Genomic DNA, 24,813 nt, shown 5'->3' with positions numbered 1-24,813 from the left:
GGCGGGGAGGCGCGGTCAGGGTCGCAGGTTGACGATCCAGCCGTAGAGGCCGCAGACCCAGAAGGCGAGCGGCACCAGCGAGATGATGAGCAGGATCTCGACGATGTCGAGCAGGCGGCCCCAGACCGGCGAGATGCGCTTGCCGGCGACGGTCAGACCGTAGATCAGACTGATCACGGCGGCCAGCACCAGCCCGCCCAGGATCAGGCCGAGCCGGACCGGCAGCGACCCACCGGCGAAGGTGGTCGCGGCGGTCAGGCCCAGTCCCACGGTGCCGGCCAGCAGCACCGGGGTGCGCTGGGACCGGCCCAGGAGGGGCCGCGCCCGCAGCAGCGCCAGCAGGGCCAGCACCAGGCACAGCAGAGCCGCGGGCAGGCGCCCGTCCAGGGCCAGCACGATCTGCGCGCCGAGCACCAGCAGCGACACCGTCCACAGCAGACCGGTGAGGAACTGGTCGGCGCGCTCACTCTGCTGGAGCACCTGCCGGCCGTCCACCGACTCGCTGTCGGTCTTCAGGTCCTCCGGACCGGTCGGGATCGACGGCACCGGCAGCCGTGCCAGCCGGTAGGCCATCATCGGCAGCGCCGGCACCACGCCGAACGCGACTGCCGCGACCACCGCCGCGGAGGCCGCCGCGTCGAGGCCGAGGACCAGGCAGAGCATCGCGCCCAGGCCGGTCGCGGCCGCGACCCCGATCGCGGCGAAGAAGAGAGGGTAGCGGTCGCCGACCGCCAGCACCGCCACCGCGCCGGCCACCACCGCGGCGGTTGCCGCGAGCAGGACATGGGGACTGGCCAGCTCGGTCAGCGATCGATCGCCGGCGAGCAGCAGCAGGCCGCCGGTGGCCGCGTGCACCAGGCCGACCAGGGCCAGCACCGCGCCGATGTCGCTGTCACCGGCGGCCCTGGACAGCACCGCGGCGCCCACCAACAGCGCCACCGCGACCAGCAGCGCGGCCAGCGCGCCGGGCAGGTGCGGCGGGCCGGCGAAGAGGGCGGCCAGCGCGCCGGCGCCGAGCGCCGCCGCCGCGAAGACCACGGCGAAGGAGCGGGTCGCGCCGACCTGCCAGGCGCCGGGGCGCTGGTTCGTCGCGGTGGCGACCGCGTCCACCACGTCGTCGAAGACGACCTCCGGCGCGGCGTCCGACCGCGGGTTGAAGTAGAGCACCTCACCGTCGCGGACGCTGAGCTGCGCCGCGGTACGACCACCGTCGAGGGGCGCACCGCCCAACCGGGACAGTGCCCAGCCGCCGTGCCGCGCGCCCTCGTCGGCCATGTCCTCGCCGGCGTAGCGCAGCAGGGTGGGGAGCAGGTCGGCCAGCGGCACGTCGGACGGCAGCGCCAGATCCATCCGGGTACGCGGAGCCACGATGGTGATCCGGCTCAGACCACCGGTCGCCGTCTTCGTCGCCACAGTGGCCTCCAGGTGTGCGTCTGTGATCGGCTGGCTGTGATGCTGCGGTCCGGGTCCACCGCGCACACGGCAGATTACCTACGATGGCGGCACGTACGATGCCCACCCGCGGGCGCTGTTCCGCGGACCGCACGTCATCAGGGCCGCTTCTGGGGAGGAGACAGCCGTGAGCACGGTGGTGTTCCGCCGGCTCCCGCGTCAGCCGGGGCCGGCCTTACCGCGCGGCGAGGTGCTGCTGGAGTCGCCTCCCGAGCTGCCCGAGCCAACACCCCGCGGGATGGGGCAGTTGCTCATGATCCTGCCGATGTTCTGCGGGGTCGGCGCCATGGCGTTCCTCTACGCCGGCAAGGGCGGCGGCATGATGACCTACGTCGCCGGTGGTCTGTTCGGTGTCTCGATGCTCGGCATGGCGATCGGTTCGCTGGCCAACAGTGGTGGCAAGGACAAGGCCGAGCTGAACGCCGATCGCCGCGACTACATGCGCTACCTGGCGCAGATGCGCAAGCGCACCCGGCGTGCCGCCGAGCAGCAGCGGGCGGCGATGGCGTGGCGGCACCCGGAGCCCGACGCGCTCTGGTCGATCGCCGCGTCCCGGCGACTCTGGGAGCGGCGGATCACCGAGGACGACTTCGGCGAGACCCGGATCGCCCTCGGCCCGCAGCGGCTCGCCGTGGAGATCGTCCCACCGGAGACGAAGCCGGTGGAGGACCTGGAGCCGATGAGCGCCATCGCGCTTCGCCGGTTCGTCCGGGCGCACTCCACGGTGCCGGACCTGCCGACGGCGCTGTCGGTGCGCGCGTTCAGTCGGGTGGTGCTGCGCGGCGACCGCGAGTCGGTGCTCGACCTGACCCGGGCGGCGTTGGGGCAGCTGGCCACCTTCCACGCGCCTGACGACCTGGTGATCGCTGTAGTCGCCGCACCCGACCGGCAGTCGTCCTGGGGCTGGGTGAAGTGGCTGCCACACGCCCACCACAGCGGTCGTACGGACGCGGCCGGCGCTCGCCGGCTGGTCTTCGCCAGCCTGGCCGAGGCCGAGGCGTCGCTCACCGCCGAGTTGGCCGGGCGGCCTCGGTTCGCGCCGGAGGCCAAGCCGCTGACCACCGCCCCGCACCTGATCGTGGTGATCGACGGCGGGGAGATCTCACCGACCTGCCAGCTGGTGGGCCCGGGGCTGCTCGGCGCTACCGTGATCGACCTCTCCGGGACGGTGCCGCGTGACGCCGGCCGCTGGCTGCTCTGTCTCGACGTGGGTGACGGAAGCTCACTCGATCTGGTCCGGGGCAGCTCGTCGTCGACGCTGGGTCGGCCCGACCGGCTCAGTGCCGAGGCCGCCGAGGGGTTGGCCCGGCAGATCGCCCCGTTCCGGCTCTCCCAGCAGCAGACCGGCGGCGACGAGCCGCTGGCCCGCAGCACGGAGCTGCCGGACCTGCTCGGGGTCGGTGACGCCGCAGCGGTCGACGTGCAGAACACCTGGCGTCCGCGAGGTCACCGCGATCGGCTGCGTATCCCACTCGGTGTCGGCCCGGACGGCAACGTGGTCGAGCTCGACTTCAAGGAGTCGGCACACGAGGGCATGGGTCCGCACGGTCTGGTGATCGGCGCGACCGGGTCCGGCAAGAGCGAGCTGCTGCGTACGGTGGTGGCCGCGTTGGCGGTGACCCACTCGTCGGAGGAGTTGAACTTCGTCCTGGTGGACTTCAAGGGCGGCGCGACCTTCGCCTCGCTGGAGGCGCTGCCGCACACCAGCGCGGTGATCACCAACCTGGCCGACGAGCTCCCGCTCGTCGACCGGATGCGCGACGCGCTCGCCGGTGAGATGGTGCGCCGGCAGGAGCTGCTGCGGGCGGCCGGCAACTACGTCTCCCGCTTCGAGTACGAGAAGGCGCGTTCGGCGGGTGAGCCACTGGCGCCGATGCCCAGCTTGTTGATCATCTGTGACGAGTTCAGCGAACTCCTCGCCGCCAAACCGGACTTTATCGACCTGTTCGTGATGATCGGCCGGTTGGGTCGGTCCCTCGGCGTGCACCTGCTGCTGGCCAGCCAGCGCCTGGAAGAGGGCAAGCTGCGCGGCCTCGACACCCACCTGTCGTACCGGATCGGTCTGCGGACGTTCTCCGCTGTGGAGAGCCGGATCGTGCTCGGCGTACCTGACGCGTACGAGCTGCCGAACGCGCCGGGCCACGGCTACCTGAAGACGGACACCAGCACCATGCTGCGGTTCCGGGCCGCGTACGTGTCGGGGGCGTACCGGGCGCCGGGACAGCAGGCCTCCGCCTCGCAGGCGCTGGTGCAGCGGCGGATCGTGCCGTACGGCCTCGACTTCGTGCCGGTGCAGGTCCCGCAGGTGCCGGTCGACACCGCCCCGGAGCCGGAGCAGCCGGCCGACGGCAAGGCCGTGGCGATGCTCGACGTGCTGATCGACCAGCTCAAGGGTCGGGGTCGCCCGGCCCACCAGGTGTGGCTGCCGCCGTTGGCCGACCCGCCGGGCCTGGGTGAGCTGCTCGGCCCGCTGGCGGTCGACCCGACCTACGGGCTGTGCACCGCGTCCTGGCCCGGGCGCGGGCGGCTGACCGTGCCGGTGGGCGTGGTGGACCGCCCCTACGAGCAGCGCCGGGACCCGATGATGGTCGAGTTGGCCGGGGCCGGTGGCAACGTGGTCATCGTCGGTCGGTCGCTGAGTGGCAAGAGCACGATGCTCCGTACCCTGCTCGCGTCGCTGGCGCTCACGCACACGCCACGGGAGGTGCAGTTCTTCTGCCTGGACTTCGGCGGGGGCGCGCTGCGCAGCATGGAGCGGTTGCCGCACATGGCCGGGGTGGCCGGTCGGCGCGACGTCGAGGCGGTCCGCCGGACGGTGGCCGAGGTGGTCGCCGTGCTGGATGAGCGGGAGGCTCGTTTCGCCCAGCACGGCATCGACTCGGTGGCGAGCTACCGCCGTCGCCGCGCCGCGGGTGAGTTCGCGGACGACCCGTTCGGCGACGTGTTCCTGGTGGTCGACGGGTGGAACACGTTGCGCCAGGAGTACGAGGAGCTGGAGCAGACCATCACCACGTTGGCCAACCGCGGCCTCGGCTTCGGCGTGCACGTGGTGCTCACCGCCGTGCGGTGGGCGGAGATCCGGATCAACATGCGGGATCTGCTCGGCACCAAGTTGGAGCTGCGCCTGGGTGACGCGTCGGAGTCCGAGATCGACCGCCGCGCGGCGAACAACGTGCCGGAGAAGTCGCCCGGTCGGGGTCTGACCCGGGACAAGCTGCACTTCCTCACCGCCATCTCCCGCATCGACGGTCGCCGCGACATCGATGATCTGAGCGAGGCCTCGCTCGCCCTGGCCGGGCATGTGGCGGCGAACTGGCCGGGTCGGCCGGCGCCGAAGGTGCGCTTGTTGCCGCGTCGGCTGCCGGTGGCGGAGCTGGCCCGGATCATCGACAGGTCGGCACCGGGGCTTCCGATCGGTGTCAACGAGTCGGCACTCGCGCCGGTCTACCTGGACCTGGCCAACGAGCCGCACCTGACGGTCTTCGGCGACGCGGAGTGCGGCAAGACCAACCTGCTGCGCCTGATCGCCCGGGGGATCACCGAGCGGTACACCCCGGCGCAGGCCCGGCTGGTGATCGCCGACTACCGGCGGGGCCTGCTGGGGGCGGTGGAGGGTGACCATCTGCTCGACTACGCACCGTCGAACCAGGCGTTCGCCCAGGGGCTCGGCTCGATCCGTAGCGCGCTCTCCAACCGGCTGCCCGGCCCGGACGTGACCACGGCCCAGCTGCGCGACCGGAGCTGGTGGAAGGGCCCGGATCTGTACATCCTGGTGGACGACTACGACCTGGTGGCCTCCGGCGGCAGCAACCCGCTCAGCGCCCTGCAGGAGCTGTTGCCGCAGGCTCGGGACATCGGTCTGCACCTGATCGTCACGCGCCGGGTCGGTGGTGTGTCCAGGGCGCTCTACGAGCCGGTGCTGCAACGGCTGCGCGAGTTGGACTCACCGGGCCTGCTGATGTCCGGTAACCGGGAGGAGGGCGCGGTGTTCGGCACGTTGCGACCGAGCCCGCAACCGCCCGGCCGGGGCACCCTGGTTCGCCGTCGCGATGGCCAGCAGCTGATTCAGACCGCTTGGTCTGAGCCGGCCTGAGCGCGGTCGGCCGTTCGGTAGGGGTGGTGGGCCGTCTCGGCCCGATTCACCACCATCCATCGAACGTCGGCGGTCAGGGCTGCGAGGGCTGGACAGGTTCCGCTACGGTCTTCACAGGAGTGTCCGTCGGTGGGGTGTTGCTGCCTTGCCGCGGGGGAGGGTGCGGCGAAGCCGCCACCACAACAGACGGAAGGGTGTGAAGCATGGCGTTCGAGGTCGAAGCTGCGACTCTGCATACCGCCGCGAGTGACGTGCGGTCCACGCGCAGCGAGGTCGACGGCGAGCTGAAGAAGCTGTGGAACGTGGTCGATGACCTGGCCATCGCGTGGAAGGGGCAGGCGTCCACTGGCTTCCAGTCGCTGATGACGCGCTGGAACGAGGACACCGTCAAACTGCTGACGGCGATGGACAGCATCGCTGACCTGCTCGACAAGTCGGGTACGACGCACCAGGTCAACGACGAAGAGCAGCAGCAGATGCTGGACAAGTTCCACTCTGCTCTCAACCCGTGATCCGCAGCCGGCAGAGGAGGAAATCGTGACGATCAAAGTTGACTATGCGGTCCTCGAGAGCAGCAACCAGCAGATGCAGGCCATCTCGAAGACCCTCGAGGAAAAGCTTGACACGCTGCGGTCGATGCTGACCAAGCTGCACTGGGACGGCGAGGACCGGGTTGCCTACGAGCAGCACCAGGCGAAGTGGGACGCGGCGGTCCGGGACATCAACCGGATCCTGAACGAGATCGGCGGTGCCGTGGGCATCGCCCGCGAAAACTACCTCACCACGGAGATGAGCAACTCCAAGGTGTGGAGCTGAGGCATTCGCACGAGCGGCTCCGGTCCGGTTCACCCGGCCCGGAGCCGCTCTGTGTCGGCGTAGGCGTCGGCCCCGCGTCGCGGTGTGCGGCTCAGCCGGCAGTCGGTGCGTCGGTGCGTCGGCCGGGGCGCCAGTCGCGTCGGCGGCCCCGGGTCATTATCGGTCGCGCTACCAGCAGCAGCCCGGCGACCAGAGCGCCGAGGACCGCCGCCCAGATCGCGGCGGGGCGCTGCCAGCTCAGCGGGTCTTCCCGGACGGCGGGTGCCGGGAGCGCGCCGGCCGGCGGGTTCGCCCGGGTGCCGAGCAGGCTCGACACCGCCCGGTACGGGTTGACCATCCCGTGGCCGATGTCGGCGTTCTGACCCTCCGGTGGGTTGTCCGCGGTGCGTTTGAGCCGATCCGCTACCTGCTGCGGGTTGAGACTCGGGTAGGCGGCCCGGACCAGCGCGGCCACCCCCGAGACGTACGCGGCGGCGTAACTGGTGCCGCCCTCCGGCACGGTGCGGTAGCCGGTGTTTCCGGGCGCCGGCCCGACGATGTTCATCCCGGGCGCGGCGATGTCGACGTAGTCGCCGCTGATCGAGGTGCCGACGTGGCTGCCCTGCTCGTCCACCCCGCCGACCGCGATCACCCCTGGGTACGCGGCCGGGTAACCCGGCAGGTTCTGGGAATTTTCCGATCGGTTGCCTGCGGCGGCGACGAGCACCACCCCGTTGGCCAGCGCGCGCTCCACGGCCGCCGTCAGTTCGGGGCGGGGAATCGTCGTCAGGGACAGGTTGATCACGTCGGCGCCCTGGGCGACCGCCCAGTCGATGGCCGCCGCGATCTCCGCGGGGAGCTGCGGATTGCTGACCTCCCCGAGCTGCGGCAGGACTCGGATCGGCAGGATGCGGGCGGCCGGCGCGATGCCGCTGAAGGGGACGACGGTGCCCTCCCGACCGGCGATGATCCCGGCGATCAGGGTGCCGTGCCCGGCCTCGTCGCACTGGCCCTTGCGGGCCGGCAGGCCGTTGAAGTCGCGACCCTCGAGCACTTGCCCCTTGAGCAGCGGGTGGGCGGCGGAGACTCCGGAGTCGATCACGGCCACCGTGACCCCGGCGCCCCGGGACAGCGGCCACGCCGAGGACGGCTCCAGCCGGCGTAGCGCCCACGGCGTCTGGGTCAGGCCCTCGGCACCGCTGGGGCCGCAGAGGGGCGGCGCGGCGGTCGCGGGGGAGGGTGCCACCAGGCCGGCGCCGAGCAGGGCCGCCAGCGCTCCACTGAGGACGCCGCGAAGGGCACGTCGGGACGGGGTCGCGCTCAACGGCGGGCATTCGCGCACCCGCAAAGGTTACCGCCGTGGCCGCCGGGCAGCGGCCCCGGCGACGAGGGTCAGGCGCGGGGGGACGCCTTCGCTGTGGAAGCGTCAGCGAACAGCGCGAGCAGGTCGCCAACCTGCCGGTCGGCCTCGGCGGGGTGCCGGAACCGGCCGGCCGGGTTGAGGGTGTACTCGTTGCGCCGCCCGACCCGGGTGCGGTGCAGGTAACCGCCCGCCTCCAGGTCGGCGACGATCGCCTGCGCGGCCCGTTCGGTCACGCCGACCTCGGCCGCGACGTCGCGCAGCCGGGCGGTCGGATCGCGGGCGATGGCCAGCAGGACGTGCCCGTGATTGGTGAGGAACGTCCAGTTCCGCCCGCTGCCGGTGTCGCCCGTCACCGTGCCCGCCATCGTGGGACCGCCTTTCCGGATGTCCGCCTGCCTTCGCGAGAGTCTTCTCCGCCCTGCCTCGGAAAGGTTGCCCAGGGGGCGGCCGGAATCAACGTATGAAATCTAAATCACGCATCCCTTGACGCACCTTACCGTGCGTGTGACGGTGGAGCCCGAGCCAGCGCCCGCCGCCCGGCCGGCGGAATGCCGGTTTGACCAGGTCAAATGCGTCGAGACGAGGTGCGGGATGAGTCATACCGGGAGCGTCGGCGGGCAGCCGGGTCCGCAGCGGACCACCGACCGGGCGTCCGCGCTCAGCGAGCCGACCCTGGCGTACGCCGAACTGGTCGCTGGCAACCGGCGCTTTGTCGGTGGCACTCCACGCCACCCCAACCAGGATGCCGGGCACCGGGCCGCCGTGGCCGACGGGCAACACCCGTTCGCGGTGATCGTCGGCTGCTCCGACTCCCGGCTCGCTGCCGAGATCATCTTCGACCGGGGGCTGGGCGACCTGTTCGTGGTTCGCACGGCCGGGCACACCGCCGGCCCCGAGGTGCTCGGCAGCGTCGAGTACGCGGTGACCGTGCTCGGCACTCCGCTGGTGGTGGTGCTCGGCCACGACTCGTGCGGAGCGGTGCAGGCGGCCCGGGAGTCCGCCGCGACCGGCACCGCACCCAGTGGCCATCTGCGCGCGGTGGTCGACGCCGTGCTGCCCAGCCTGCGCCGGGCCCAGGCCGAGGGCGTGGAGGACATCGACGGCATCGTCGACATCCACATCGCACAGACCGTCGAGACGTTGCTCGGGCAGTCTCCGGTGCTGGCCGACGAGGTGGCGCAGGGGCGGTGCGCGGTGGTGGGGGTGTCCTACCGCCTGGCCGCCGGAGCGGTGCGCCCGGTGGCCGTAGTGCCGGCCGACTTCGCGACGCTGGACACCCCGGCCGGATCACCCGAGTCGACCGGCCCGGCCGCGCCGGCCACCGTCTGACGCGTCGAGGGCCGCTCCGCGTCACGCGGAACGGCCCTCGACGGGGATCGTGCGGGTCAGAGCAGCGACATGTGGACGTGGTCGGTGTGGTTCGACGGCCCGCTGTACGAACTCCAGCCGGTGGCCGGGAACCAGATCTGCCGGTTCCAGATCACGTAGTAGATGCCGAGCCGGTCGGCGTTACGGATGAGGAACGCGGCGACGTTGTTGCCGTACGTCCGGGTGTCCTCGTTGTGCCATGGGGAGAAGCCGCTCTTCTGCAGCGACCAGTCGCAGGCGCGGCCCTTCGGGTGCTCCCACGGCCCGCCGGGGCGGTAGCAGCCGACGAACCGGTTGAAGCCGGCCCGCTTGACCTCCTTGTACGCGTGCAGCGTGCGAGGGGTGATGCAGCCGGACGTGGTGGGGTCGTTCTCGCTGCACGACTGTGGCTTCCAGTCACCGTCGGCCGTGCGACCCGGGCCGATCCTCGCGACCGGGGAGGTGGCATCCACCAGGCCGCCGGTGAAACCCTTCCCGCCGACGAGGGAGAGCGCCTTGTCGGCCTCGCTCTTCCGCTTCGCCATCAGGGCGGTCTGCTTCTGCTGCTCGCGGACCTCCGTGTCGAGGGCCAGCTTGGCCTGCTCGGCGCGGGCCTTCACCTCGTTGACCTCGGAGAGCTTCTTCTCGTTGACCATGTTTATCTCGTCGAGCATCCCGGCGCGCCGGACGAACGAGTCGGGAGCTTCGCTCTCCAGCAGCATCGCGACCGCGCCGATCCGACCGGTCCGGTACGCCTGGGCGGCGATCTCCCCGACCTGCGGGGCCAACGCGTCCAGGTCGGCCTTGGCCCGGTTGACCTGGGCAGCCAACTCGCTCTGCCGCTTCTTGGATTTGTCCAGCTTGGACTTGGCGGCGGAGTAGTCGCGGTTGGCCTGCTCGATGACGTCGTTGAGCAGCTTGGGCTCGCCGTCCTCCTCGTGCCCTGACGGTGTGGGGTTCGTCGGGGCGGCGTGCGCCGGGAGTGGCCCGGCGAACACGGTCAGTGCGGCGATCACGGCCACCACGGGTGTCAACCAGCGGCGTAGGGGTGCCGTCACAATGTTCCCTTCCGTCGACCGCCGACCGGGTTAGCTGACGGGTTCGGGGCGGAAGCGGCCCCTACCGCTGACGCGGATTCACCCCGGATACCTGGGTCCCCGGCTCGCCGGCTGGCGATTGGGCGGTGGCACCGCAGGCGCCGCTTCGCGCCTTCATCGGTAACCGGCAGCGAGGTTACCCGAGAGTCGACCGGGTGAGCTACGCCTGGATGCCGACCAAAAGCGTCATTTCGCCATAGCGTTGAGTGACCAGTGACGTGGTTCTCAGGGTGGATGCCCGATCTGGTCACGCTGAGGAGTGTCACCATGCCGTATCCGTGCTCCTGTTCGACTCCGGCCACCTGTCGGTGGCCTCGGATGGGGGTGCGGTCCGCGTCCGGTCCGGTTCGTCGGAGCCGGTCGTTCGCGGTGAGCTGAGTGCCGCAAGTGCCTCCGTGCGGTCCGGTTGGGGCCGGGGCGCGGGAGCATCGGTGGGTTGTGCGGCATCGATGCGCCCGGCGGCGGTCACCACCGCGGCCAGCCCGGTGGTCAGCGGTACGGCGGCGATCAGACCGAGGGTGGCGACCGCGCTGCGGACGATCTCCTGCGCGAGGAACTCACTGGTGAGGATCTGCCCGATCGGCCGCGAGTCGGCGGTGAGCAGGAGTAGCAGTGGTAGCGACGCGCCCGCGTACGCCAGCACGATGGTGTTGACAGTGGAGGCGATGTGCGCGCGGCCGACCCGGGTGGCTGCCCGGTACAGCTGCAACCGGGTCAGCCCGGGGTTCGCGTTCGCCAGCTCGGTGACGGTGGCCGCCTGGGTGACCGTCACGTCGTCGAGCACCCCGAGCGATCCGATGATGATCCCGGCGAGCAGTAGGCCGTGCAGGTCCACGTCGCCCTGGAACATCGACAGGGTGGTGGCGTCTTCGCTGCCGAAGCCGGTGAGGTGGGTCGCGGCTGTGGCGATGGTGGCGAGCACGCCGGTCAGCACCAGGCTGCCCAGGGTGCCGAGCACCGCGACCGAGGTCTGTGCGGTGACCCCGTGCGTCAGATAGAGCACCACGAACATGATCAGGGCCGCTCCGACCACCGCCACCAGCAGCGGTGACCGGCCGGCGCCGATGCCCGGCAGCACGAAGGTGAGCAGGATGGCGAAGCTGGCGGCCAGCCCGGCGAGCGCGGCCAGACCCCGCCATCGACCGAACGCGACGATCGCGGCCGCGAAGACCACTGCCAGCCACACCATCGGGGTGCCGCGTTGGTGCTCGGCGATGTTCCAGTTGCTGGTGGTCGGATCGGTGGGGTCGGACAGCTCGACCAGGATGACCTCGTCGCCGACCTCGACCCGGGGTGCGCCGGGTCCGTCGGGCACCGGTGTCCGCACCTGCTGGCCGGCGTTCGGTCCGTCGTCCACCCGGACGTCGACGGTGCCGCACCGTCCGTCGCCGACCCTCGGGGTGCCCTCGGGGACCGACGGCGCCGGCGGGCACGGCTCGCTCACCACCCGGGTGACAGTGCCGGGGTGGCGCGGCACGTCCGCACCACCATCGGTCTGCGGTGACCCGCCGCGCGGCCACAGCAGCGCCGCGGCGAGCACGGTGGCGACGAAGAGGGGGACCACGGTCACGACGAGGATCCGTCGCACCCGTGGTGGGGCGGACGGCGCAGGGCGGGTGTGGTCGGCGGCCAAGGCGAAACTCCCAACGATCCGGTGCGGGGTACGGGTCAGCGGGCCGGGCGGTTCACCGTTTCGGTGGAAACGCGGCGGACGGCGGGGTGGATCGCTGCCTGACGACCGCTTGATCACGGACGGTCAGTGCTCGGCCCGGTCGGCCGGGGGCGACGCCACGTCGTGGCGGCGCCGGTGCCCGACTGTGCAGCGGCATGCGGAGGGCCATCGTGGGAGATGCTAGCCAGCCCGTCCGGGGGCTGCAGGTCGTGGCGGAGTGTCGCGGCCGAACCGCCCGCGTGGCGGCCCCGGCCGTCAGCCGCGCTTCATGAGCCGGCCGACCGCCGCCATCATCTCGGTGGCCATCTCGTCGGCCCGACCCTCGGCGGCGCCCTCGTGCATGCAGTGCCGGGCGTGCCCGTCGAGCAGCCCCAGGGCCACCTTGTCGAGGGCGGCCTGGATCGCGGAGATCTGGGTGAGCACGTCGATGCAGTAGCGGTCGTCGTCGACCATCTTCTCGATGCCCCGGACCTGCCCCTCGACGCGGCGGAGCCGCGCGAGCAGCTGGTCCTTGCTGGCGGTGTATCCGCGGATCGGGGTGGGTGCGGTCATGTCGACCAGGATAGCGTACCCCCAGGGGGTATGGTACGGTCGTGGCCGGACGAGTTACCCCCACCGGGTACCGGTACCGTAAAGGAGACGATCCAATGGTCAACACGACGTACCAGGTGCAGGGCATGACCTGTGGGCACTGCGTCAGCGCGGTCAGCGCCGAGGTCGGCGCCATCGCGGGCGTGCGTGACGTCCAGGTCGACCTCGCGGCCGGCCGGGTCACCGTCAGCAGCGATCAGCCGCTGGACACCGCTGTTGTCCGGGCTGCCGTCGACGAGGCCGGCTACGACCTCGTCGACGCGTGATCGGAGGGCCGGCGTGCGTACCGTGACGAAACTGGCCGGGTTCGCCGTCGGCCTGGTGGCGGTCTTCGGCGCGACCTACGGGGTCGGCCGGGCCGTCGACCCCGCCCCGGCCGCCGAGAGCCGGCACGACGATGCCGCCACCCCGACGGCGGACGAGTCCGGCGGGACGGCCGACCGGCTCCCCGGCGGGCTGCTCGTCTCCGAGCGCGGCTACACCCTCGAACCGCTCGACGCCCCGGCCGGCGAGTTCGCCTTCCGGATCGCCGGCCCGGACGGCCGCCCGGTCACCCGGTACGACGTGGCGCACGACAAGCAGATGCACCTCATCGTCGCCCGACGTGACCTGTCCGGCTTCCGCCACGTCCACCCCGAGCTGTCCCCGGACGGCACCTGGCGGGTCGGCACCCCGCTGACCGGCCCCGGCCAGTGGCGGGCATTCGCCGACTTCACCCCGACCGGGGGCGAGCCGCTGACCCTCGGCGTGGACGTGGCAGTCCCCGGCGAGCTGACCGAACGGCCGTTGCCCGCCCCGGCGACCAGCACCACCGTCGACGGCTACACGGTCACCCTGGCCGGTGCGCCGCAGCCCGGCCGCACGTCACCGCTGACCCTGACCGTCAGCCGGGACGGGCAGCCGGTCACCGACCTGGAGCCCTACCTGGGCGCGTATGGGCATCTGGTGGCGTTGCGCCGGGGGGACCTGGCGTACCTGCACGTGCACCCGGACGGGACACCCGGCGACGGGCGCACCCAGCCCGGTCCGGCCGTCACCTTCCTCGCCGATGTGCCCTCGGCCGGCAGTTACCGGCTCTACCTCGACTTCCGGCACGGCGGGCGGGTGCACACCGCCGAGTTCACAGTGGTCGCCGGCGCCGCCCCGACCGGAGACGCCCCCACCCCGAGCGAACCCGCACCGAGCGGTGGGGCAGACCACGGCACCCCTGGGCACGGACACAACTGACGGGACCAGACGATGACCACCACCAGCAGACCGTTGCCCGAGGCGCCGAACCGGATCGAACTGGCGATCGGCGGGATGACCTGCGCCGCGTGCGCCGCCCGGATCGAGAAGAAGCTCAACCGGATGGACGGGGTGAGCGCCACCGTCAACTACGCCACCGAGAAGGCGACCGTCCGGTACGCCGACGGCGTCACGCCGGACGATCTGATCGGCACCGTGCAGAAGACCGGTTACACGGCGGCGCTGCCGGCCCCGCCCAGCGCGGAAGCCCCGGTGGACCCGTTGCGGGGGCCGCGCACCCGGCTCTGGGTCTCGGTGGCCCTGAGCGTGCCGGTGGTTCTGCTGGCCATGGTTCCGGCCTGGCAGTTCGACTACTGGCAGTGGCTGTCGCTGACCCTGGCGGCCCCGGTGGTGGTCTGGGGTGGGCTGCCCTTCCACCGGGCCGCCTGGACCAACCTGCGGCACGGCGCGGCCACCATGGACACGCTGGTGTCGCTCGGCACCCTGGCCGCGTTCGGCTGGTCGCTCTGGGCGCTCTTCCTCGGTGACGCGGGGATGCCCGGGATGACGCACCCGTTCCGCTTCGACATCACCCGGACCGACGGCGCCGGCAACATCTACCTGGAGGCGGCCGCCGGGGTCACAGTGTTCATCCTGGCCGGTCGCTATTTCGAGGCCCGGTCCAAGCGGACCGCCGGTGCCGCCCTGCGCGCCCTGCTCGACCTCGGCGCCAAGGACGTGGCGGTGCTGCATGACGGCGTGGAGACCCTGATCCCGGTGGACCGGCTCGTGGTCGGTGACCGGTTCGTGGTCCGCCCCGGCGAGAAGATCGCCACCGACGGGGTGGTCGACGAGGGCACCTCAGCGGTCGACGCCAGCATGCTCACCGGTGAGTCGGTGCCGGTCGAGGTCGCCCCCGGCGACGGCGTGGTCGGCGCCACGATCAACGCGGGCGGACGGCTGATCGTCACCGCCACCCGCGTCGGCGCGGACACCCAGCTCGCCCGGATGGCCGACCTGGTCGAGCAGGCGCAGAGCGGCAAGGCGGCAGTGCAGCGGCTGGCGGACCGGATCTCCGGGGTCTTCGTGCCGATCGTCATCACTCTCGCCGTCGGCACGCTCGGCTGGTGGCTCGGCACCGGGGCCGGCCCGACCGCCGCGTTCACCGCCGCCGTGGCCGTGCTGATCATCGCCTGCCCGTGCGCGCTCGGCCTGGCCACCCCGACCGCGCTGCTGGTCGGCACCGGCCGGGGCGCCCAGCTCGGCGTGCTGATCAAGGGCCCGGAGGTGCTGGAGTCGACCCGCCGGGTGGACACCGTGGTGCTCGACAAGACCGGCACCGTGACGACCGGCCGGATGACACTGGTGGACGTGGTGCCGGCCAGCGGTGTGGACCGGGCCGAGCTGCTCCGGCTCGCCGGGGCGGTGGAGGCCGCCTCCGAGCACCCGATCGCCCGTGCGGTCGCCGCCGCTGCCACCGACGCGGGCGCGCTGCCCCCGGTGACCGACTTCGGCAACCTCGACGGGCTGGGGGTGACCGGCACGGTGAACGGGCAGGCCGTGCTGGTCGGCCGGGTCCGGCTGCTGCGCGAGCGCGAGTTCGACGTACCGCCGGAGGTTGAGTGGGCAGTGCGCGACGCGGAGGCCGCCGGCCGTACGGCGATCGTCGCCGGTTGGGACGGGCGGGCCCGTGGCGTGCTCGCGGTCGCCGACGTGGTCCGGCCGACCAGCCGGGCGGCGGTGGCCCGGCTGCGCGGGCTGGGGCTTACCCCGGTCCTGCTGACCGGTGACAACCCCACGGTTGCTCGCGCGGTCGCCGCCGAGGTGGGCGTGGACGAGGTGATCGCCGAGGTGCTGCCGGCCGGGAAGGTCGACGTGGTCAAGCGGCTCCAGGCCGAGGGGCGGTCGGTGGCGATGGTCGGTGACGGGGTCAACGACGCGCCGGCGCTGGCCCAGGCCGACCTGGGGCTGGCGATGGGCACCGGCACCGACGTGGCGATCGAGGCGGCCGACCTCACCCTCGTCCGGGGTGACCTGGACGCGGCCGTGGACGCCATCCGGTTGTCGCGACGCACGCTCGGCATCATCCGGGGCAACCTGTTCTGGGCGTTCGGCTACAACGTGGCGGCCCTGCCGTTGGCCGCCGCCGGGCTGCTCAACCCGATGATCGCCGGCGCCACGATGGCGCTGTCCTCGGTCTTCGTGGTGGCCAACAGTCTGCGGCTGCGCCGGTTCCGTTCGGCCGCTGCCGATCTGTGACGGCGGTGATGGTTGGGCCGGCGACGGCGGGGGTACCTCTCTGGTCGTAGCGACGCTTGCAATGGAGGTTGGCAATGGGTATCGACGACAAGATCAACAACGCCACCGAGGACGCGACCGGAAAGCTGAAGGAAGGCGCCGGTCGGGCCACCGACAACGAGCAGCTGGAGGCGGAGGGTCGCGCTGACCAGTCCACCGCCAAGCTCAAGCAGGCGGGCGAGAAGATCAAGGACGCCTTCAAGAGCTGACGTACGACGTAACCCGCACGCCGGGCCGGTGATCATCACCGGCCCGGCGTGCTGCGTGTCCGGCCGTTTGCGCCGACCCTGAGATCCCCCTGATTCCGCTCCCGTCCCGCGCCGCCGCCCGCCGGCACCTGCTAACTTTCCTTGGCATGTGCAAGGGCTGGTTATGAGCACCGCTCCACCGCCGACCGGCGACGACCTGGTCCGGGTGCTGGCCACCCTGGCCAACCCGCACCGGCTGCGGGTCGTCGCCGCGCTGGCCCGCGAGCGTGCGTACGTCAGCGGGCTGGCCCGGCAACTGGGCATCAGCCGGGCGCTGTTGCAGGTCCACCTACGGAAGCTGGCGGCGGCCGGGCTGGTCACCGCCCGCCTGGAGTTGTCGGAGGACGGGAAGGCCATGAACTACTACGAGGTGGAGCCGTTCGTGCTCACACTCACCCCCGCGGTCATCGCGGCGGCGGTCGAGACGCTGACCGTGCCCGACTCGGGCGAGCAGCCGGGAGCGCAGCGATGAGCGAGCACGACTGGACCGAGGTGGTCGGCGCGATCGGCATCTTCGCTTTCCTGATCAGCGTGGTCACGGTGACCGTCGTGCAGCTCGCCAAGACCCGGCGGGCCCGGTACGAGGCGGACCGCGCGGACGACTACCGCCGGCTCGCCGAGACCGCCGCTCAGGCCCAGGCGGAGAACGCCCGACTGCTCGCGGCGATGGATGGCCGGCTGGGCGGGATGGAGACCCGGATGACCACGCTCGAACGCGTCCTGCGCGAGGTCGACTGACCCGGCGGACGAGAGGCCCCGGGCCGCCGAGCGGCTACTCGACGGCCCGGGTGGAAGCAGCATCACCTCGCCCGGTGGGCGAGTTTCACCGGCAACGCTCCTTCGAGGAGAGGACAGCACCTCATGCTGCGCGTACGCAAATCCGCAGTCGGCTGGGCGGTCGCCCTGGCCCTCACGGCCGCCGGCCTGGCCCCAGCGAGCCCGGCCACCGCCCGAGCACAGTCCACCCCGACGATCGACTGGCTGCCCTGCGCCACCGACACCAGCGCCGAGTGCGGCACGCTGTCGCTGCCGGTGGACTGGAACCGACCCCGGGGTGAGCGCTTCGACCTGTCGTTGGCCCGTCGGGCCGCCGACCCGGCCACCCGGGAAGGTGCGCTGGTCTTCGGCCCCGGCGGGCCGGGCGACAGCGGGGTCGACCGGGTGGTGAACGGCAGCTCCCGGTTCAGTGCCGACCTGCGTGCCCGGTTCGACATCGTCAGCTTCGACCCACGCGGCACCGGCGGCAGCCACCCGGTGGTCTGCGCCCGGGCCCTGCTCGCCCGGCAACCGCAGGTGATCGCCGACCAGGCCCAGTTCGATGCCGTCCTGGCCAACAACGCGCTGCTGCGCGCCGACTGCCGGGCCCGCACCGGGGCGCTCTACGACCACGTCGACACCACCAGCGCCGCTCACGACCTGGACGCGGTCCGCATCGCGCTCGGCGAACGGCAGCTGACCTTCCACGGCAGCTCGTACGGCACCCTGCTCGGGCAGCGGTACGCCGAGCTGTACCCCGACCGGGTCCGGGCCATGGTGCTGGAGGCCACGATGGACCACAGCCTCGGCACCCGCGCCTTCCTGGACACCCAGGCCGCCACAGCAGAGGGCGCGTTCGACGAGTTCGTCGCCTGGTGTGACCGGTCCACGGCCTGTGCCCTGCACGGCCGGGACTTCCGGGCGATTTGGGCCGGGCTGCACGCGCGGGCCGAGCGCGGTCTGCTGACCGACCCGAAGCGGCCCGGGGTGGTGCTGACCCCATTCGAATTGAGCCGGCTCACTCACAAGGATTTTTACGACACCTGGCGGTGGCCGGGCCTGGCCGAGTGGCTGGGCAAGATGGATGCCGCCACCGCCCTGCGAAGCGCCGGCCCATCGACCGGCGACGCCGTGGCCCCGTACCCCTTCGCGGTCTTCTGTCAGGACTGGAGCCTGCCGGTCCGCGACTACAGCGAGTACGCCGGACACCTGCGCCGCGCGGCCCGGCTCGCACCGGACCTGCGCTACCCGCCGGCGCTGTTCGCCCTGGTCACCTGCCTGGGCACCCCGACGCCGGTGGCCAACCCGCAGCATCGGCTGCGGGTCCACACCGACGTGCCGCTGCTGCTCGCCGCCACTGTGCACGACCCGGCCAGCGGCTACGGTTGGGCGCGCAACGTGGCGCGGCAGTTGGGTCGGCACGGCGCGCTGCTCACCTACCAGGGGTGGGGGCATGGCAGTTACACCAGCAGCCCGTGCGTGGAACGAACCGTCGACTCCTACCTGATCGGCCAGGTGGTGCCCGCCCGGGGTGCCAGTTGCCCGGCCGTCGAACCCGAGGTGTGACCGCCGCTGCCGGCCGTCGGGTGGTCCGGGCCGTCCGACGGCAGGCAGCGGTGTGCTCACCGGCGTCGGGTGGCGCGGACGACCACGTCGTGCAGCGGGGCCTCCCGGCCCGGCGCCGTGCGGCGCTGCTCCTCGGCGGTGACGATCTCCCAGGTGGCGCCGTCCAGGCCGGCGGTGATGTCCGCGAGGGTGACCGAAGCCTCGTCCGGCGGGTGGTGCCCATGCCCGTGTGCGTGCCCGTGCCCCTGCTCGGTGGCTCCCGAGGTGTGCAGATGCCCGACGATCAGGAGGGTGCCGCCGGGTGCCACCCATCCGGCGATGCGGTCGTAGAAGGCCAGCTGTGGCATCGCCGGGTGCGCGTAGTGCGTGGTGACCAGGTCGAACCGCGTCTCCGGAGCCCAGGCCGTCAGGTCCGCCTCCACCCACCGCACGCGCTCGGACACCCCGCTCTCCGTCGCGCGTTCGGCAGCCGTGGCGAGGGCGACGGGTGCGATGTCGACAGCGGTGACCTGCCAGCCGTGGGCGGCGAGCCAGATCGCCTCCGCGCCGGCGCCGCACCCGGCATCCAACGCCGTGCCCGGCACCAGACCGCCGGCCTCCTGGGCCAGGTACGGGTGCGCGGGACTCGTGCTCATCGCACCGGGCCGGTCGTGGTGCGCCTGGTGCCAGTGCCGCTCCCAGTAGCCCTTGTCGAACTCGTGCTGCTCGGTCATCTGTGCTCCTTCGCGCGTCGCCCACGACTGTGACCGGCGACCGGCGTAATGCGCAAAGATTGTTGCCAAAACGGCAAGGTGGCGGCCCTCACCCCTGCCCGGTCAGCCGGGCCGCCCGCACCTCCAGGTACCGCTGCTCGGGTCGGCTCGTGGTGCCCCGCGCCGCGACCAGGTACGCCTCCCGTGCCGCACCGACATCCCCGGCCAGCTCCAACAGGTGAGCCCGGACGGCGGCGAGCCGGTGGTGCCCGACCGTGCGTTCGTCGGCGTCCAACGGCGTGAGCAGGGCGAGCCCCGCCCTCGGCCCGTCGACCATGGCCACCGCCACCGCCTGGTTGAGGGTGACCATCGGGTTCGGCGCGATCCGGGCCAACAGGCGGTAGAGCGCGACGATCTGCCGCCAGTCCGTCTCCGCCGCCGTCGACGCCTCGGCGTGCACAGCGGCGATCGCCGCCTGGAGCTGGTACGGGCCGGGCGGCGACCAGGTCAACGCCTCGGTGATCAGGGCGACCCCCTCCGCGATGGCTGCGGCGTCCCACCGGGAGCGGTCCTGCTCCGCCAGCGGCACCAACTCCCCGGCCGGCCCCACCCGGGCCGCCCGGTGCGCGTCGGTCAGCAGCATCAGCGCCAGCAGCCCGGCCACCTCGCCGTCGTCGGGCAGCAGCCCGCGCAGGATGCGAGCCAGCCGGATCGCCTCGCCGGTCAGCTCGGCTCGGCCCAGGTCCGGGCCACTGGACGCGGTGTAGCCCTCGTTGAAGATCAGGTAGAGCACCCGCAGCACCGTTCCCAGCCGCTCGTCCCGCTCGGCCGGCCCGGGCATGGTGAACCGGGCCCCGGCGGCCTCGATCCGCTGCTTGGCCCGCCGGATCCGTTGACTCATCGTCGCCTCGGGCACCAGGTGCGCCCGGGCGATCTGGGCGGTGCTGAGACCACCGACCGCGCGCAGGGTCAGCGCCACCTGCGCCGATCCGGGCAGCGCCGGATGGCAGCAGAGGAACAGCAGCGTGAGAGTGTCGTCGTCGGCCGGAACGGCCGGCTCCGCGTCCGCCGCCGGAGCCACCCCGGCGTACGCCGGCTCGCGTCGCGCCACCGCCAGTTCGCGGTCCCGGCGCGCGCTCTCGCTGCGCCACTCGTCGGTGAGCCGGCGGGTGGCCACGGTGAGCAACCAGGCGCGCGGATTGTCCGGTACGCCCTGGCCGGGCCACTGCGTCGCGGCGGCGAGCAGCGCCTCCTGGACCGCATCCTCGCACGCGTCGAACTGTCCGTACCGGCGGACCAGCAGGCCAAGGACCTGCGGCGCGAACGTGCGCAGCAGGTCCTCGACCGTCCGGTCCCCGGTCACATCTCCGTCCCGGCCTCGTCCATGATCGGGCGGACCTCCATCGCGCCGCCGTACCGGATGTCCGGCCAGCGGGCGGCGATCTCGGCGGCCCGCTGCGGGGTGTCGCAGTCGACGGCCAGATAACCGGCGAACTGCTCCTTGCTCTCCATGAACGGGCCGTCGAGGACCTCGGGGTGGCCGCCCACCAGCCGGACCGTCAACGTCTGCGACGGACTCGTCAACGCCTGGCCGCCGATCAGCTCGCCGGTCTCGGTCAACTCCTTCATGATCTCGTCGACCTCGCCGAAGAGGGCGGTGCGGTCCTGCTCGGTCAGCTCCTCGGTGAAGCCGGGCCGGTTCCAGATCAGCAGCATGTACTTCACGGCGATGCTCCTCAGGCTCTGGTCGCACCCCCGATCGGGGCGTGACTCACCGGAGGGTCGGAGTCGTTCCCCCGATCCCTACCGCGTACCGAAGAAAATCGCAGAAACGTCCGCCGGGGGTGGTCCCACGCCGGGTGGTTCAGCGGGGATCGGGTCGGCCGGGCACCTGTCGGGGCTTGCGGCCACCGCCGACGTCCAGCGACGCCCGGTCGGCGGCCGAGGTGCCGGACGACCAGCCTTCCGCGTCACGCACGCTGAGCCGGTGCCGGGTGACGCCGGGGAAGAGTGTGTCCAGCCGTTCCCGGACCGCCTCGCCCCGCGCCGCGAGCACCGGCAACAGCCGTTCCGCCCCGGCCGTCTCGGCCGCCGCCTGGTCCGCCGCGTCGGTCGCCGCCTCGGTTGCCGCCCGCAGCCGCTCGCCGATGCGCAGCGCGAACGCGTTGAGGAAGGACTCGTCCCAGACCTTCGTCCGCCGCCCCGACCCCGGCCGCCGCTCGGCACGCCCCCGTAGCATCGCCGCCGTGGCCTGCACCAGCAGCGACGTGTAGAGCAGCTCCACCGCCACCAGATCGGCCGGCCAGCCCAGCACGGTGGCGAAGCCGAGATCGTCGGACCAGACCGCCTCGCACCGGTTCGCCGCCGCCACCTCCTGCACGAGCAGCGCCTTCGCGCCCGCGTACGGGGTGTCGGTGCTCAGGCGTACCCCGCCGGGCAGGTCGCCGCGCTCCGACCCGGCGGCCAGCAACGCCTCGTCGATGCTGTGCCGGGCGATCAGCTCCTGGGCCTTCCCGGTCAGCGCCTCCGCCTCCGCCGGAAAGGTGGTCGACTCGGCCTTGGCCAGCAGCGCCCGTACCCGGTCCAGCATCGGCGACCCGCTGCGGGCCGTGCCGGCCGACCGGGGCAGCGCCGCGCCGCTCGTGCCCGGCGGTGGGCGCAGCACCGCGATCGGCGGCAGGCTCTCCACCAGCGCGAGAGTGTCCACGGCGGCACGGAGCGCGTCGACCCGGTCCAGGCCCTCCCGGCTGGCCCACTCGGTCAGCACGCTCCGGTCGGCGACACCCGCTGTGGCCGCCAACTCGCGTAGCTGGTCGTCCCACCAGGCCGGGACCGGCTCGGCCTGGTCGCGCCGCTGGGCGGCCATCGCGGCGCGGACCAGCCGGGCGGCGCGGGCGTCGAGCCGCCGACTGGTGATGCGGTCCACGTCGACCGGCTGCCAACCGCGCGGCCAGAGCCGTCCCAGGCCGCGGACCAGGCGACGCAGCAGCGCGGTGTCCACCGCCGTGGTGCCGTCCGCGGCGCCGGTACCGACCATCAGGTGGTCCAGCTGCCGTTCGGCCTGCCGTACGTCAGTGCCGCGCACCGCCGCGAGCGCGTTGGCGACGAGTTCGTCCGCGTCCGGCACGGGCACCTCCTTCTCGGGATCTGGCTGTTGTTCTTGTCGGGCTCTGGCGGTCGCTGCCTCTCCAGGCTCCATGATCATGCCGTCCGTGGCGTGTGAGTCGCGAAACGGGGATGTCACCGCTGACGCTGCGCCGCCGCCTGATCAACGCCCGGCCATATCGACACGGCTTTCCGGAAGTCGCGGTATCCCCCCGACCGGACAGCCCGGTTTCACCAAACCCGTGTTGATCATGATTCGGCCGGACGTAGACGGTTGGCATTGGCGGCATGGTCGTCCCGGTCCGGGGTAGTTTGACGCTTACCTGACCCGGCTGCGAGGTGTGTGATGGCCGAATCGCGCCTGCCCGGTGCACGCATCACCGACGTGCGCTCCTCGGTGCTCGCCGGCGTCCTCATCGGCATCGCGATCATGGCTGCGGTCGACGAGATCGTCTTTCACCAACTCCTCGCCTGGCATCACTTCTACGACCGTTCCACTCCATCGGTGGCGCTGCTGTCGGACGGGCTGCTGCACGCCGCCGAGGTGATCGCCCTGGTCGGCGGGTTCTTCTGGTTCGCTGACCTGCGTCGACGGGGTGCCCTGTCGAGCCGGCTGGCCTGGGGTGGCTTCCTGCTCGGCGCCGGAGGATTCCAGCTCTTCGACGGGCTCGTCGACCACAAGGTGCTCCGGCTGCACCAGATCCGCTACGGCGTACACCTGGTGCCGTACGACGTGGTCTGGAACGTGGCCGGCGCGGTGCTGCTGCTGGCCGGCGTCGCTGTCCTGTGGTGGGCCCGGTCCCGCCGGCCCGGCGCCGACCCCCGATGACGGTGGCCGGGCAGCTGGCGCACGCTGGGCACGGTGCCGCTGGGCCGACCTGGCTCCCGCTGTTCCCGGTTGCGGTGCTGGCGGCCGGCTACGTGCTGGCCGCCGTCCGCGATCCGCGGGGTTGGGACCACCGGCGCACCGCGTCCTGGCTGGTCGGCTGCGCCCTGCTGGCGGTCGCAGTCGGGCCGCTCGCCCAACTCCCCGACGACCCGCGCGGGCACATGGCGCAGCACCTGCTGCTCGGCATGCTGGCCCCGCTGGGCCTGGTGCTCGCCGCCCCGGTGACGTTGCTGCTGCGGGTTGCGCCGCCGCCGGTACGCCGAGCGGTCGGCCGGCTGCTGCGCGCCCGCCCGCTGCACCTGCTCGCCCACCCGGTCACCGCCGCGCTGCTGACCACCGGCGGACTGGCGTTGGTGCTGCTCACCCCGCTGTACGCGGCGGCCGAACGGCAACCCGTCCTGCATCACGCCGTGCACCTGCACTACCTGGCCGCCGGGTACCTCTTCGCCTGGTCGGTGGCCGGACCGGACCCGGCACCGCGCCGCCCGGGACTGGCGGTACGGGTCGGCGCGTTACTGGCCGCGTCGGCTGGCCACGCCGTGCTGGCCAAATACCTGTACGCCCAGGCCGAGACCCTCCCACCCGGCCTCACCGACCGGGACCCGGAGGCGTTCCGCGCAGCCGCCCAACTCATGTACTACGGCGGCGACCTGGCCGAGCTGCTCCTGGCGGCAGCCCTCTTCGCCACCTGGTACCACTCCCGCCGCCCCCGCCCGTCCCCATCCCCGTTGATCAAGAGTTTTGCGTCATCGAAAGGCGATTCCCTGACGCAAAACTCCTGATCAACACCGTAATGGTTTGTGCGTGGCGCACTAACCACTGCTAACCTTGGTGGCGCAGGAGGCCCTCTCTCGAGGGTTCCCGCAGCCGCCTTAGGGCCCGCTCACGCGGGCCCTTCGTGCATCTGCCGGGCTGTGGGAGACCAACACCATGAGTGGTACCGCCGCTGTTCGACCCAGGACCAAAGCTTCTCGTTGGCCGCCGCCTCGCGTGGATCGTGACCCGTGCCGTTGGCTATCCGGCGATACAGGAAGGTCACTAGATCCACGGCCTGCACCAGCCGCGAGGCGTGCGACGGCGCGAAGTGCAATGTGTCGACGATCCGGGTGAGCCGTCGTGACCGGTAGCCTCCGGTGCCGTCGACGCGGTAGCGGCTCAGGTCAGAGCGGTGGATCGCTGGGTTGTCCACCTCGTCGGCGATGACCAGAGCGAGTTCCTCGCGCATCGCGGCATACCCGTCGACACGTTCCAGCAGATGCGACAGCACCACCTCGTGGGCAGGTTTCGGGGCGGCATAACGGCGAGCGAGGCCGTGGCGGTCGACCCCGCGCAAAATGATCGTCACGTCGTGCGCGCCGATGGCCTTCATCGCGGCGTTGTAAACGGCGACACGGGCGCGGGGCGGCAGCCCACTCCAGTGCGCCCGCCCTTGAAACAGGTCGTACCCGTGCAGCTCGGACTCCGTGTCGACGCCGTACGCCTTCGCCGCGTTCAGCACGACATCGTCCAGGGCGGTGCTCAATGGGATGGCCACGTTGTCGGGGACCATCAGTGCGCCTATCCAATACCACCGGTCGGTGTACGACTCGTCCAGATAGGTGAGCAGCACCCACAAAGGATAG

General features: G+C 72.1%; 24 protein-coding genes and 1 riboswitch. Of the genes, 13 read left to right on the top strand and 11 right to left on the bottom strand.

Going from position 1 to position 24,813, the window contains the following annotated elements; all coding sequences use genetic code 11:
• Window positions 1-15: 15 nt before the first annotated feature.
• Window positions 16-1,413 (bottom strand): type VII secretion integral membrane protein EccD, encoded by a 1,398-nt coding sequence (gene eccD / locus ABZU74_RS00295; RefSeq protein ID WP_355416435.1) that lies wholly within the window; start codon window positions 1,411-1,413, stop codon window positions 16-18.
• Between the two features lie 166 nt (window positions 1,414-1,579).
• On the opposite strand from eccD, the gene eccCa reads away from it, so the two are divergent.
• The 3 genes from eccCa (at window position 1,580) to ABZU74_RS00280 (ending at window position 6,361) form a co-directional block, all read left to right on the top strand.
• A complete protein-coding gene (gene eccCa / locus ABZU74_RS00290; protein WP_355416432.1) occupies window positions 1,580-5,545 on the top strand; it encodes a type VII secretion protein EccCa in 3,966 nt (1,321 codons plus the stop codon).
• A 203-nt stretch (window positions 5,546-5,748) separates the two neighbouring features.
• Entirely contained in the window at window positions 5,749-6,057 is a 309-nt protein-coding gene (locus ABZU74_RS00285) for a WXG100 family type VII secretion target (RefSeq protein WP_030329557.1), read from the top strand.
• A 25-nt stretch (window positions 6,058-6,082) separates the two neighbouring features.
• Entirely contained in the window at window positions 6,083-6,361 is a 279-nt protein-coding gene (locus ABZU74_RS00280; RefSeq protein WP_030329555.1) for a WXG100 family type VII secretion target, read from the top strand.
• A gap of 91 nt (window positions 6,362-6,452) precedes the next feature.
• Here the strand turns inward: ABZU74_RS00280 and mycP are convergent, their stop codons facing one another.
• A complete protein-coding gene (gene mycP / locus ABZU74_RS00275) occupies window positions 6,453-7,682 on the bottom strand; it encodes a type VII secretion-associated serine protease mycosin (RefSeq protein WP_355416428.1) in 1,230 nt (409 codons plus the stop codon).
• A gap of 50 nt (window positions 7,683-7,732) precedes the next feature.
• Entirely contained in the window at window positions 7,733-8,068 is a 336-nt protein-coding gene (locus ABZU74_RS00270; RefSeq protein WP_355416425.1) for a MarR family winged helix-turn-helix transcriptional regulator, read from the bottom strand.
• Window positions 8,069-8,294: 226 nt separating this feature from the next.
• Between ABZU74_RS00270 and ABZU74_RS00265 the strand changes: the two genes are divergently transcribed.
• On the top strand, window positions 8,295-9,032 hold the full coding sequence (locus ABZU74_RS00265) for a carbonic anhydrase (RefSeq protein ID WP_355416422.1): 738 nt from the start codon (window positions 8,295-8,297) through the stop codon (window positions 9,030-9,032).
• 56 nt (window positions 9,033-9,088) lie between these two features.
• On the opposite strand, the gene ABZU74_RS00260 is transcribed toward ABZU74_RS00265, so the two are convergent.
• The 3 genes from ABZU74_RS00260 to ABZU74_RS00250 all read right to left on the bottom strand — a co-directional run bounded on the left by ABZU74_RS00260 (window position 9,089) and on the right by ABZU74_RS00250 (window position 12,371).
• Window positions 9,089-10,108, bottom strand: coding sequence for a hypothetical protein (locus ABZU74_RS00260; RefSeq protein ID WP_355416419.1), 1,020 nt, complete (start codon window positions 10,106-10,108; stop codon window positions 9,089-9,091).
• 4 nt (window positions 10,109-10,112) lie between these two features.
• Window positions 10,113-10,243: riboswitch (cyclic di-AMP (ydaO/yuaA leader) on the bottom strand.
• 166 nt (window positions 10,244-10,409) lie between these two features.
• Window positions 10,410-11,780, bottom strand: a complete 1,371-nt coding sequence (locus ABZU74_RS00255; protein ID WP_355416416.1) for a YibE/F family protein — start codon at window positions 11,778-11,780, stop codon at window positions 10,410-10,412.
• Between the two features lie 294 nt (window positions 11,781-12,074).
• Window positions 12,075-12,371: a metal-sensitive transcriptional regulator gene (locus tag ABZU74_RS00250; protein ID WP_030329541.1), complete on the bottom strand. Its 297-nt coding sequence runs from the start codon at window positions 12,369-12,371 to the stop codon at window positions 12,075-12,077.
• Window positions 12,372-12,466: 95 nt separating this feature from the next.
• Between ABZU74_RS00250 and ABZU74_RS00245 the strand changes: the two genes are divergently transcribed.
• The 7 genes from ABZU74_RS00245 to ABZU74_RS00215 all read left to right on the top strand — a co-directional run bounded on the left by ABZU74_RS00245 (window position 12,467) and on the right by ABZU74_RS00215 (window position 18,505).
• Window positions 12,467-12,676, top strand: coding sequence for a copper ion binding protein (locus tag ABZU74_RS00245; RefSeq protein ID WP_091395144.1), 210 nt, complete (start codon window positions 12,467-12,469; stop codon window positions 12,674-12,676).
• 13 nt (window positions 12,677-12,689) lie between these two features.
• Window positions 12,690-13,637: a hypothetical protein gene (locus ABZU74_RS00240; RefSeq protein ID WP_355416413.1), complete on the top strand. Its 948-nt coding sequence runs from the start codon at window positions 12,690-12,692 to the stop codon at window positions 13,635-13,637.
• Between the two features lie 12 nt (window positions 13,638-13,649).
• Complete coding sequence (locus tag ABZU74_RS00235) at window positions 13,650-15,896, top strand: heavy metal translocating P-type ATPase (RefSeq protein ID WP_355416410.1); 2,247 nt, start codon at window positions 13,650-13,652, stop codon at window positions 15,894-15,896.
• A gap of 74 nt (window positions 15,897-15,970) precedes the next feature.
• Window positions 15,971-16,144, top strand: coding sequence for a CsbD family protein (locus ABZU74_RS00230; RefSeq protein ID WP_036390803.1), 174 nt, complete (start codon window positions 15,971-15,973; stop codon window positions 16,142-16,144).
• A gap of 163 nt (window positions 16,145-16,307) precedes the next feature.
• Entirely contained in the window at window positions 16,308-16,655 is a 348-nt protein-coding gene (locus tag ABZU74_RS00225; protein ID WP_124818380.1) for a helix-turn-helix domain-containing protein, read from the top strand.
• Window positions 16,652-16,921, top strand: a complete 270-nt coding sequence (locus ABZU74_RS00220; RefSeq protein ID WP_091395128.1) for a hypothetical protein — start codon at window positions 16,652-16,654, stop codon at window positions 16,919-16,921. Before ABZU74_RS00225 ends, ABZU74_RS00220 begins: the two co-directional genes overlap by 4 nt.
• A gap of 123 nt (window positions 16,922-17,044) precedes the next feature.
• The gene (locus tag ABZU74_RS00215; RefSeq protein WP_355416406.1) at window positions 17,045-18,505 is read left to right on the top strand and encodes an alpha/beta hydrolase; all 1,461 of its coding nucleotides are present in this window, start codon (window positions 17,045-17,047) and stop codon (window positions 18,503-18,505) included.
• A 56-nt stretch (window positions 18,506-18,561) separates the two neighbouring features.
• Here the strand turns inward: ABZU74_RS00215 and ABZU74_RS00210 are convergent, their stop codons facing one another.
• The 4 genes from ABZU74_RS00210 to ABZU74_RS00195 all read right to left on the bottom strand — a co-directional run bounded on the left by ABZU74_RS00210 (window position 18,562) and on the right by ABZU74_RS00195 (window position 22,324).
• Complete coding sequence (locus tag ABZU74_RS00210; protein ID WP_355416403.1) at window positions 18,562-19,218, bottom strand: class I SAM-dependent methyltransferase; 657 nt, start codon at window positions 19,216-19,218, stop codon at window positions 18,562-18,564.
• Between the two features lie 88 nt (window positions 19,219-19,306).
• Window positions 19,307-20,560: a DUF6596 domain-containing protein gene (locus tag ABZU74_RS00205; protein ID WP_355416400.1), complete on the bottom strand. Its 1,254-nt coding sequence runs from the start codon at window positions 20,558-20,560 to the stop codon at window positions 19,307-19,309.
• Entirely contained in the window at window positions 20,557-20,913 is a 357-nt protein-coding gene (locus ABZU74_RS00200; protein WP_355418165.1) for a YciI family protein, read from the bottom strand. The genes ABZU74_RS00205 and ABZU74_RS00200 overlap by 4 nt, the downstream gene beginning before the upstream one ends.
• A 148-nt stretch (window positions 20,914-21,061) precedes the next feature.
• The gene (locus ABZU74_RS00195; protein WP_355416397.1) at window positions 21,062-22,324 is read right to left on the bottom strand and encodes a DUF2786 domain-containing protein; all 1,263 of its coding nucleotides are present in this window, start codon (window positions 22,322-22,324) and stop codon (window positions 21,062-21,064) included.
• Window positions 22,325-22,648: 324 nt separating this feature from the next.
• Here ABZU74_RS00195 and ABZU74_RS00190 point away from each other — a divergent pair, with 324 nt between their 5' ends.
• Window positions 22,649-23,131: a DUF2243 domain-containing protein gene (locus tag ABZU74_RS00190; protein WP_355416394.1), complete on the top strand. Its 483-nt coding sequence runs from the start codon at window positions 22,649-22,651 to the stop codon at window positions 23,129-23,131.
• On the top strand, window positions 23,128-23,973 hold the full coding sequence (locus ABZU74_RS00185; RefSeq protein ID WP_355416391.1) for a cytochrome c oxidase assembly protein: 846 nt from the start codon (window positions 23,128-23,130) through the stop codon (window positions 23,971-23,973). The genes ABZU74_RS00190 and ABZU74_RS00185 overlap by 4 nt, the downstream gene beginning before the upstream one ends.
• Before the next feature lie 101 nt (window positions 23,974-24,074).
• On the opposite strand, the gene ABZU74_RS00180 is transcribed toward ABZU74_RS00185, so the two are convergent.
• Window positions 24,075-24,800 carry a DUF3800 domain-containing protein gene (locus ABZU74_RS00180; protein ID WP_355416388.1) on the bottom strand — a complete coding sequence of 242 codons (726 nt, stop codon included), beginning with the start codon at window positions 24,798-24,800 and terminating at the stop codon, window positions 24,075-24,077.
• Window positions 24,801-24,813: the final 13 nt, after the last annotated feature.

This window comes from Micromonospora sp. NPDC005171 (assembly GCF_040608575.1).
In the GTDB taxonomy this organism is placed as follows: Bacteria; Actinomycetota; Actinomycetes; order Mycobacteriales; family Micromonosporaceae; genus Micromonospora.
Note: the sequence above shows the minus strand (reverse complement) of the source record. Positions and strands in the feature narration are given on the sequence as shown.